This window comes from Dictyoglomus sp. (assembly GCA_025060475.1).
In the GTDB taxonomy this organism is placed as follows: Bacteria; Dictyoglomota; Dictyoglomia; order Dictyoglomales; family Dictyoglomaceae; genus NZ13-RE01.
The window spans coordinates 39225-49571 of the sequence record JANXBZ010000003.1; the positions used below are offsets into that span (position 1 = coordinate 39225).

At 29.9% G+C, this 10347-nt stretch carries 11 protein-coding genes, 1 tRNA gene and 1 other annotated feature; all 12 genes read left to right on the forward strand.

Features of this window, described 5'->3' with window-relative positions; translation table 11 throughout:
- Positions 1-24: 24 nt before the first annotated feature.
- Positions 25-99: transfer RNA gene (locus NZ841_02145), tRNA-Val, on the forward strand.
- A 4-nt stretch (positions 100-103) separates the two neighbouring features.
- Positions 104-318: a binding site (T-box leader), on the forward strand.
- A 40-nt stretch (positions 319-358) separates the two neighbouring features.
- Positions 359-2263, forward strand: coding sequence for a threonine--tRNA ligase (gene thrS, locus NZ841_02150; protein MCS7201568.1), 1905 nt, complete (start codon positions 359-361; stop codon positions 2261-2263).
- The gene (locus NZ841_02155) at positions 2250-3020 is read left to right on the forward strand and encodes a prepilin peptidase (GenBank protein MCS7201569.1); all 771 of its coding nucleotides are present in this window, start codon (positions 2250-2252) and stop codon (positions 3018-3020) included. The genes thrS and NZ841_02155 overlap by 14 nt, the downstream gene beginning before the upstream one ends.
- A gap of 4 nt (positions 3021-3024) precedes the next feature.
- Entirely contained in the window at positions 3025-3504 is a 480-nt protein-coding gene (locus NZ841_02160) for a prepilin-type N-terminal cleavage/methylation domain-containing protein (protein ID MCS7201570.1), read from the forward strand.
- Positions 3479-3868 carry a hypothetical protein gene (locus tag NZ841_02165; protein ID MCS7201571.1) on the forward strand — a complete coding sequence of 130 codons (390 nt, stop codon included), beginning with the start codon at positions 3479-3481 and terminating at the stop codon, positions 3866-3868. Before NZ841_02160 ends, NZ841_02165 begins: the two co-directional genes overlap by 26 nt.
- Positions 3865-4422 carry a prepilin-type N-terminal cleavage/methylation domain-containing protein gene (locus tag NZ841_02170; GenBank protein MCS7201572.1) on the forward strand — a complete coding sequence of 186 codons (558 nt, stop codon included), beginning with the start codon at positions 3865-3867 and terminating at the stop codon, positions 4420-4422. Before NZ841_02165 ends, NZ841_02170 begins: the two co-directional genes overlap by 4 nt.
- 21 nt (positions 4423-4443) lie before the next feature.
- Positions 4444-5628: a hypothetical protein gene (locus NZ841_02175; protein ID MCS7201573.1), complete on the forward strand. Its 1185-nt coding sequence runs from the start codon at positions 4444-4446 to the stop codon at positions 5626-5628.
- Between the two features lie 4 nt (positions 5629-5632).
- Positions 5633-6622, forward strand: coding sequence for a pilus assembly protein PilM (gene pilM, locus NZ841_02180; protein ID MCS7201574.1), 990 nt, complete (start codon positions 5633-5635; stop codon positions 6620-6622).
- 3 nt (positions 6623-6625) lie between these two features.
- Complete coding sequence (locus NZ841_02185) at positions 6626-7177, forward strand: PilN domain-containing protein (protein ID MCS7201575.1); 552 nt, start codon at positions 6626-6628, stop codon at positions 7175-7177.
- Positions 7174-7719, forward strand: coding sequence for a type 4a pilus biogenesis protein PilO (gene pilO / locus NZ841_02190; GenBank protein MCS7201576.1), 546 nt, complete (start codon positions 7174-7176; stop codon positions 7717-7719). The genes NZ841_02185 and pilO overlap by 4 nt, the downstream gene beginning before the upstream one ends.
- A 12-nt stretch (positions 7720-7731) precedes the next feature.
- Positions 7732-8313 carry a hypothetical protein gene (locus tag NZ841_02195; protein ID MCS7201577.1) on the forward strand — a complete coding sequence of 194 codons (582 nt, stop codon included), beginning with the start codon at positions 7732-7734 and terminating at the stop codon, positions 8311-8313.
- A gap of 1 nt (position 8314) precedes the next feature.
- Positions 8315-10347, forward strand: a 2033-nt coding sequence (locus NZ841_02200) for an AMIN domain-containing protein (protein ID MCS7201578.1), incomplete at its 3' end; no start/stop codon positions are given.

A 10347-nucleotide genomic window follows, 5' to 3' on the forward strand; every position in this document is an offset into this window, starting at 1 on the left:
ATAAAATTTATAATTTTAGCCAAAGGGCGCGTAGCTCAGTGGAAGAGCACTATCTTGACGCGGTAGGGGTCGGTGGTTCAATCCCACCCGCGCCCACCATAAAGTAAAGGCAAAGAAGAGGAGAGTACCCTTACTAAAGCTTTCAGAGAGGAAGGGAAAGGGTGAGAGTCCTTCTAAGCTTTAGAAGGGGAAGACCACCTCTGAGCTTTTTTACTGAAATCTCTTCTGAGAGAGTAAGTAAAAACGGGTAATTCCGTTAGAAATCAAAGTGGGTGAAAAAACCAATTAAGGTGGAACCACGGTGCTCCCGTCCTTTTATGGCGGGAGCTTTACTTTTAAAAACAAGGAGGAGAGATATATGGTATGGATAATGAAATGGAGGGAAAAGAGTTGGGAATGTGAGGGAAACATACTTTCAGCGGTTAAAGAAAAAGGGTTGGACAATATTGCTTTAGGAGCTAAAATTGATAATAAATTATATGATCTTTCTTATATTCCTGAGGATAATTCCGAAGTAGTGATATTAGACTGGGATACTCCTGAGGGAAAAGAAATATATAGACATACAACTTCACATGTTTTAGCAAATGCTGTAAAAGAATTATTCCCAGATGTAAAATTAGGAATTGGTCCTGCTATAGAAGATGGTTTCTACTACGATTTTTATAAAAAAGAACCTTTTACTCAAGAAGATTTAAAAAAAATTGAAGAAAAGATGAGGGAAATAATAGAAAGAAATTTATCTTTAGAAAGAATTGAGCTTTCAAAAGATGAAGCAAAAAAGCTTCTAAAAGATTTAGGAGAAGACTTTAAAATTGAACTTTTAGAGGAAATTCCTGAGAGTGAACCTATAACTTTTTATAAACAAGGAAATTTTATAGATTTATGTAAAGGTCCCCATCTTCCTTCTACAGGAAGAATTAAATATTTTAAACTTCTTAATATTTCTGGTGCATATTGGAGAGGAAGTGAGAAAAATCCAATGTTCCAAAGAATATATGGAACTTCTTTTTTAACGGAGAAAGAACTGGAGGAATATTTAAGAAATAGAGAAGAAGCGTTAAAAAGGGATCACAGAAAATTAGGTAAGGAAATGAATTTGTTTTTTATTTTTGAGGACGCAGGTCCAGGTTTAATATTTTATCCTCCTAAAGGAGCGATGTTAAGATTAATTATAGAGGAATTTGAGAGAAAAGAGCATTTGAAGAGGGGATATCTTCCAGTTATTACTCCTCACGTTTTAAAGATGGATCTTTGGAAGAGATCAGGACATTGGGATAATTTCAGAGAAAATATGTTTTTTTTAGAAATAGAAGATCAGGAATATGCTATAAAGCCTATGAATTGTCCAGGACATATACTTATATATAAGTCTTTCATACATAGCTATAAAGAGCTTCCATTGAGATTTTTTGAAATGGGAACAGTTTATAGATATGAGAGATCTGGAGTTCTTTATGGCTTACAAAGGGTAAGAGGATTTACTCAAGATGATGCTCATATATTTTGTACTCCTGAACAATTAGAGGACGAAATAAAAGGAATTTTAGATTTTGCTTTCTTTATGCTAAATTCTTTTGGATTGAAAGATTTTGAAATAACTTTATCTACTCGTCCTGAAAAATATATTGGAAGTGATGAAATTTGGGAGAAAGCAACACTTTCTTTAAAAAATGCTTTAGAATCTCTGGGAGTAACATATAGAATTGCAGAAGGAGAAGGAGCTTTTTATGGCCCTAAGATAGATATTGGATTAAAAAGTTTGTACGGGAAGTTATGGCAAGGACCTACGATTCAAGTGGATTTTAATCTTCCTGAGAGATTTGATTTAACCTATGATGCTCCTGATGGAACAAAGAAGAGGCCTGTCATGATTCATAGAACTCTTTTAGGTTCTTTAGAAAGATTTTTAGGAGTTTTAATAGAACATTATGGGGGAAGATTTCCTCTTTGGCTTTCTCCAATTCAAATAGTCATCTTACCTATTGCGGATAGGCATAGAGACTATGCTTTAGAAATAGCGGATATATTTAGAAAAGAGGAATTTAGAGTTGAAATAGATTTAGATCAGGCAAGCTTAAATTATAAAATAAGAAAAGCTATTTCCCAGAAAATTCCTTATTTATTTATTCTTGGAGATAAAGAGATGACTGAAAGAAAAATAAGTGTTAGAAAGCATGATAAAGATTTAGGAGTCTTTTCTATAGAAAATATAATGAAACTACTTAAAGAAGAGGTAGAACAGCGTTATGCTCATTATTAAATTTATATTAACAATTTTAATGTTTTTCTTGGGAGCAAGTATAGGAAGTTTCTTAAACGTAGTAATATATCGATTACCACGGGGAGAATCTATTATTATACCTCCCTCTCATTGTCCTAAATGTAACCATAGATTGGGTCTATGGGATTTGATACCAGTTTTCAGCTATATTTTACTAAAAGGAAGGTGTAGATATTGTAGAGAAAAAATTGCTTTTAGATATTTACTGGTTGAGACATTCTTGGGTTTTACTTTTTCTATTTTATTTCTGATTTCTGATTTTTCTTTATTTACAATCAAATCCTTGGTATTTGTTTCCCTTTTAATACCTATATTTTTCATAGATTTAGAACACATGCTGATACCCGATATTATATCAATTCCTGGAATTTTGATAGGAATTTTTATCTCTTTATTTGAAGGGAAATTTACGGAAAGTTTAAAAGGAAGCATTGTTGTTGGAATTATTCTATTATTAATATACATTTTGGCATTGATTTTTTACAAACAAGAAGGAATGGGACAAGGAGATATAAAGTTGGGGCTTTTATTGGGAAGTTTTTTAGGTGTTAAACTAGGATTATTGACACTATTTTTAGGATTTACTTTAGGAGGTTTAGTTTCAATCATTCTTATTATCCTAAAAAGAAAAAATTTAAAAGAATATATTCCTTTTGGTCCCTTTCTTATCATTTCTGGAATTCTTAGTTATTTTTGGGGTGAAAATTTAATTAATTTCTATTTTGCTTTGTTTTAATTATATGAACAATGAATATTGGGGTTTTACTCTTCTAGAATTATTGATTGCTTTTTCAATTTTTTCAATAATTATTATTGCTTTAGGTTATAATTTTATAAACCTCTTTGATATTTTGAGTTTAGAAGAAGCAACAATTAATTTATTCTCAGCATTAAAACTTTTTCAAGAAAGTGCTTGTTCCCAAAAGGAGTATCACGACTTTTTTGAATTTTATCCAAATGTTGAATTATGTCTTTGGAAAGTGTATAATCCAAATAGCAATAGTTATAGAGTATTTAGGATAATTGATTTAAAGAAATATAAAGTTGATCTAATTTCTGCCGATTTTGGATCTTTAAATTTATTGTATTTTACATCCTTGGGAATACCATCTGCGGGAGGGACTGTCGTTTTGGGAAAAGGAAGATTAAGAAAATATATAATTATAACTCCAGCTACAGGGAGGATATGGGTTAGTGATTCTCCTCCAGAAAATTGGTAATAATGGGTTTAGTCTAATAGAAGTTTTAATTGTAGGTTTAATAATATTTATTGCAATGTTTGCTGTATTTCAGATGTATTCGTATGGATTATTTCAATATCCTAGAATTAGTAATCTTGTACAAGCTAATCATTTATTAGTTAGAGAAGCGGAAAACATAAATTCAAAAGCCTATACCCAAATTGATACTTTTTTATTAAACAATTATCCTAAGATCATTAATATTAGAAACATGAGTTTTAGAATATCTTATACTTTAAATACTCCATATACATGGTGTAAAATAATTACTTTATATGTATCTTGGAGAGATGGCACTCAAACTCAAACTTTATCTTTAGAGATATTAAGGTCTATTCCATGATGAAAAGAGGATTTACATTAGTAGAATTTTTAATTAGTGTTACAGTATCTTTTATTGTAATTACTGCTATTGTTAATTTTCTTATTGTAGGTTCTCGAAGTTATCAAAGCCTTAATCAAAGAATAGATTTACAGAGAAATGCAAGATTAGTATCTGATAGACTAATCAGAGAGATAAAAAGAGCCTCCTCAATAGATCCTTCTTCGGATGGTAGTAGTATTATAATAAATTACTATATATATACTCTTCAAACCAATATTGTCTCTTCATCATTATCTACTGTTAGATATTATGTAAATCCCTCAGGCATATTAAGAAGACAAGTAAAGCAAGGAAGTCTATGGGTTGGTGATAATCCCCTAACGGAAAATAATTTTAGAGTATTAACTCCAGTTTTTTACTACTTGGATGCATCTTCCAATATAACTTCTCCTAATTTAGCTAAAATAGTTCTTGTTGATCTTAAACTTGATGCAGATAGGGATAATCGAGCAGATTATACATTATCTTTCTCTATTTATCTACCTCTTAAAGAAAATTATTTCTTGAGGTAAAATATATTTGAGGTGATATAAATGAAGGAAGAGGGACAATTAATTTTAGTTATTTCCATAGTCCTTTTTCTTTTTATTCTTGGTGGAATAATTTTATCTTTGATACCTCCTGAGAATTTAATGACAAGAAGACAAATAGAGAGTAATCAAGCTTTTTATCTTAGTCAGGCAGGTTTAGAAAATGCAGTTTATTTAATTAATAACAATGTAAATCTAAAGGATTTAAATCTTACATCTAAGAAGGAATCCTATGGTCTAAATGTAAGTTATACTATTACTGAAACTTCAGGATTAAGATTTACAGGATCCTTTATTTTACCAATTAGATTAGGGGAATATGTTGTTTCCGCTAATTATACAAATGCTTTGATAAATGAAGGAGGTTTATTAGTACAGGGAGATTTCTTTGTAATAAGAAGTGTAGGTTATATTCCTTCTATTTCAAATTACACGGTAAAAAGGAGTATAGAGATTTGGGGAAGAGCGGATCAATTTTCTTTAGATCCCTTTAAATATGCAGTTTTTGCAGCAAGAAATGTAAGTGTAAAAGGAAATGCAATTATTCGTGGAGAACCTTTGCCAGGAGGAAGATTTGATACTGCTATATATTCTCGAGGAGATGTAGATCTTATAGGAAGAAGTTATGATATTAATGGAACAAATTCTCCTATTCCAGGAATTGATTATATTGCTAATGATCCCTCATTACAAATGCCCACATTAAATTTTTCTTATTTAAGAGCAATTTCTATGATGCAAGGATTATATAGAAGTGGAAATAGAGTTGACTTGAAAAATGTAGTAAATGTAGCTCAAAGTAATCCTTCATGGTATAATTCTGCTACTAAAACATATAATACGTGGTCTTTAGTTATTTTTGTTGATGGCTCAGCAGATATGGCAGGAAATGTTGAGTTTCAAGGAATTATTGTTGTTAGAGGAAATTTAAAAATTACAGGAACTGGAAATAAAGTTAGAGGCATAGTTTTTGCTTCAAATATGGATACAAGTACTGATGAATTGAGCATTTATGGAGATCCTGTAATAGATGGGTGTTCTTTAGGTGAGGATGTTGATATAGGAGGAAATAGTACTGTAAGGCATAATAATGAGTTCTTAAATAATATTTTTTCTACTCATAGAATAGAAAACGTAGTACAAAAAACAAGAACTAAGCTAAGAACACTATCTTGGAGGGAATATTAAGAATATGAGTATTAAAGATTTATTTTCTTCTGAGGAACAAATAATAGGAATTGATTTTAATAATCCTTTAAGAGTAATTCACGCAGGTAGAAAAAGAGATAAGATCATTATAAAACATATTCATGAAGAACGTTTATCTGATGATATATTTCAAGGAATACAGTTTTCTAACCCTGAACCTGTAAGAGAGATTCTTAAGAGAATTATAAAAAGCTTTAAGTTAAAGAAGGGAAAAGTTTTGTTTTCTATACCTGCTCAAAATACTGCAATAAGATTTATTAATTTTACTTATATGCCTGAAGAGGAGCTTAGAGAAGCATTGAGATGGGAATTGGAGAGATTTATTCCTTTTCCTGTGGAAGATGTGTATTTTGATTATCAAATATTAAATATAACAGAAAGAGAAAATACAAAGGAATATCAATTATTATTAGTAGCCTCACCATCAGAAATTTTAAATTCTTTTTTAAATATTTTAAGAGATTTAAATTTAGAACCAGAGTTAATAGATATAAGCTTCTTTTGTGCTATAAGAACTGCGATCAAAGAAATAAAGGATATTCCTAAAGAATTGACTCTTTTTATTTATGCTCGAGAAAAATTTGTTGATTTATTAATTTTGAAAAATAAAACTCCTCTTTTCTTTAGAAGTATTCTTACTAAGAATTGGTTTGAAGATGAAGAATTAGATGAATTAAGTAGATCCTACGCTTTAGATGAGTACTTAAGAGAGATTTATCGAAATATCAATATCTTCTACTCGCAGTATCCTGAAGAACGAGTTGAAAAATTAATTCTTTTAGGAGATATTGTATTAAATAAAGATTTTATTGAATTATTAGAGTCAATGTTAGGATTAAAGGCAGAAATTTCTCCTTTATCTTTGAATGAGTTAAATATACAAGTTAAAAATAAAGACGTTATTTCTATTTTTCAAAAAGAATTACCTAAGTGGAGTGTCCCATTAGGACTTCTTTTTTGGGGAGAAGCTTAGATTATGTTCAAAATTAATTTATTACCTAAGGTAGTAAAAAGAAAGGAAGTAATAAGATTACCCTTTTTGGGGATATTATTTTTTATTATTTTATTTATCGTCCTTTTAGGAGCCTTGACCCTTTATAGAAATATATTAATAGAAGTTAGAAACTTGAGAAATGAAAATATCTCTTTGGAGCAGCAGATAAGTGTTATAAAAGACAGAATAAGAGAACTTCAAAAGATAGATGAGATGAAGAAGCAATATAGTGAAAGATTAAAACTTTTGGATGAAATTTCTCAGAAAGAAATTTCTTGGCTATCCATATTTGAGAGTTTAAATAGAAACACTCCAAGAAATTTGTGGCTTAAAAATTTTGCAATGGAAGATTTAAATTTAAATTTAGAAGGATTTGCTTTATCCTATAATGATATAGCAGTTTTTCTTGCTCAAATGGAAAGTTTAGGTATGTGGGAGAATATAAAGCTTGCTTTTGCATCGAGGGTTGGAAATCCTCCCTATGATTCTATTAATTTTCAATTATCCGCTCAATATAAGAGGGTAGAAGAATGAAAATTAATATTTGGATTATTCTATCTTTAATTTTGTTTTTATTTATAGGGATTTTTTATTTCTTAATTTATCGTCCTTTAGAACAAGAAAAAGCTAATCTCTTAGAAAGTATTGAGACTAATAGGCAAACTTTAATTAAATATCAAGCAAGTTATAAAAAGTTATTAGAAGAATGGGATAAGTTTAGAATAGCTCTGCAAAGATATGCAGAATTACAGGAAAAACTTCCTGTGAAAGAGGATTTGCCAAGACTTTTAATTCATGTAGAGAAAATCTCTAAAGAATCTAAATTAAAAATAAATTCTTTCAGACCTCTTCCATCAAATGTACCAAAAACTGATGGAAAAACCCCCCCTCCCTATGAAGAATATAATTATAGTATAGATATGGAAGGAAGTTATGGATCCTTTTTGCTTTTTCTTTCTAAAATTAAAACAGCTCCTCGGCTAATATTAATTAAAAATCTAAAAATAAATCCCCTAAATACTGAAGCTTCCTTATTAAAATATAATTTTATCTTGTCCACATTTATAACTCGTTAAGGGGGATTCATCATGGATTTAAATACATTATTAAAAGAACCTAAATTTAGAATAGTAATGTTTATAGTTGGTAGTTTATTATTAATAGGAGGCGTAGGATATTATTATTATGCTAATTTTTTAGTTTTTCCGCCAGAAACTGAAGTAAAACCTAAAGTTGTTTCTACTCCTTTTTTGACTGATACTTTAACTCAAATGTTGAATACTCTAACTTATAAAGAAATAATTTATACATATACAAGTATCAATTTAGGAAGAAGTAATCCTTTTGCTTCTGTTATTACTATTCCTAAAGAAGGAACAACTCTTTCTTCCTCGAGACAGGTAGTAGAAATTACCCGTAAAGAAGAAAAGATATCTACTCCTGTGAAAATTATTCCTAAAGGAGAAAATTTTGCAAAAAATTTTAGATTAACTGGAATAATAAAGGTAGAAAAAAAATACTATGCTATACTTGAGGAAGGAGATAAAGGATATTTTGTTAAAAGTGGTCAAATCTTAAGAGATAATATTTATGTTTCCAAAATCGATGATGAGAGTTTAACTTTAAGGAAGGGAAATGAAATTGCCATATTAAAATTAGGAGGTGACTAATTTGAAAAATATCAATAAAAAGCTTTTAATATTTATATTCCTTTCTTTTATAATAACAACCTTCGCAGCAATAACTTCTTTAGTAAGCATTCAAATCAAAGAGCCAACTCCTGGTTCTATGGAGATTGTTTTGTTTTTCTCATCACCAACAATTCCTAAATATAGTTTAAATCAAAAGGGAACACAACTGTTCTTAACTTTAGAAAAAGTTGAAAATAAGATAAAAGGAAAATCATTGGAAATAAATAAGGGCTTTATAGGAAATATAAATTTTCAAGAAGATACTAAAAAAGGGACTCTTACTTTAATTTTTAATTTTATCGGGTCAATTCCTAAATATAATATATCTTCAAAACTAGGAAGTATAACATTACACATTAGTCCGCAAGTTGCGACCCAAGTTGACACTAAATCTTCTGTTTCAAAGGAAGAATATAAATTATTGGGTATATCCATAGATAAAAAATTAAATCCTCCTTTGATTATAATAAATACTGAAAATAAATTAATACCTCCCTATAAAACTTTGTTATTAAAGAATCCTTTAAGATTTGTTGTAGACTTACAAAATACCTTAGATAGAAGTTCTGTTAAAAGTTATAATATCAACGTTAGTCCTTTTATTACCATAAGAATTTCCCAGTTTTCTAAGGATCCCTTAGTAACTCGTTTAGTATTTGATTTAAAGGTTTCCTATCCCAAGGTGGGTATCAAAGAGACAGATCAGGGATTAGTTGTGGGTACTGAAGAAATTCTTGCAAAACTTCCCGGAAGAACAGTAAAAGTTGAAACTACATCTATAGTGAGTGTTACCAAGGAAGAACCTAAAGAAGTTGTAGAATCGAATCTTCCTCAAACTTCTAAAATTTCTCCAGTTTCTACTTCTGAGAAGCAGATGGAAACTCCATCTAAGACTACTACAGACAAGTTTATGCAGAAGGTTTCTCTAACTTTTGATAGGGCAGAGATAAGAGATGTATTAAAGGCAATGGGACAACTTATAGGGATGAATATTATAACTGATGTTGGTGTTCAAGGAAGAATAAGTGTTTATTTGAAAGATGTAACCTTTAAAGATGCTTTTTATTCTTTACTTGCTGCAAGTGATCTTGGGTATATACAGCAAGGAGAAGTTTTAATAGTAAGTACTTTAGATAAGATGCAAAAACTTGAAAGTAGAGAGCTTACCACAAAAATTTTTCCACTAAAATACTTTGATTCTAAAAAGGCAAAGGATCTTGTAAGTAATATCAATAAAAATCTTATTGTGGCTACAGAAGAGAATCGGAATTGGTTAATTATATCTGGTCCGTCTTCAGATATTGCTAAAATCGAAAGTTTTGTTAAATCTTTAGATGTTCCCACAGAAAAAGTTGTTACTGAAGTTCCTGTTCCTCCAGAAAAAATTTTAGTTGAAAAGATCGATGGTAATATTTATATCTCCACGAGTTTACATGGAGAAGATATCAAAAATGTTTTACAGGAAATTGCCAAAAAGACAGGTAGAAGTGTGTTTATTGAGAGTAATATAAGTAGTATCGTCTTTGTTACCCTTAACCGTGTTTTGGTAGATCGAGCTTTAGATTTAATAATTAGAGGAAGTGGATTATCTTATGAAGTTAAGGAAGGGGGAGAAATATTAGTTAAAAGAAAGACAGAAGAAAAAGCAGAAACCCCAGCTTTAGTTGTTACAGATTTGATAAAAGTAGATAGAATTGGAAATAGGTTATATATTACTGCAGAATTGAAAAAAATTGATGTAAGAGAAATTTTGAAAGAATTAGGTAAAAAAGCTAATATAAATTTTGTAATAGATCCCAAAATTTCAGGAGAGGTTGAATTTTATGTTAATAAAGTACCCGTTGAGGAATTGCTTCCTCTCTTAGGCAGGATAGTAGGATTTAGTGTAGAAAAAGTAGGAGAAATTAATTATATAAAACCATTTGAGGAAAAAGCGATACCAGCTGAAGTAGTAAAGACAAAGATATATGGATTAAGGTACATAGGGTTAGGGGACATTCAGAGAGCAGGTGG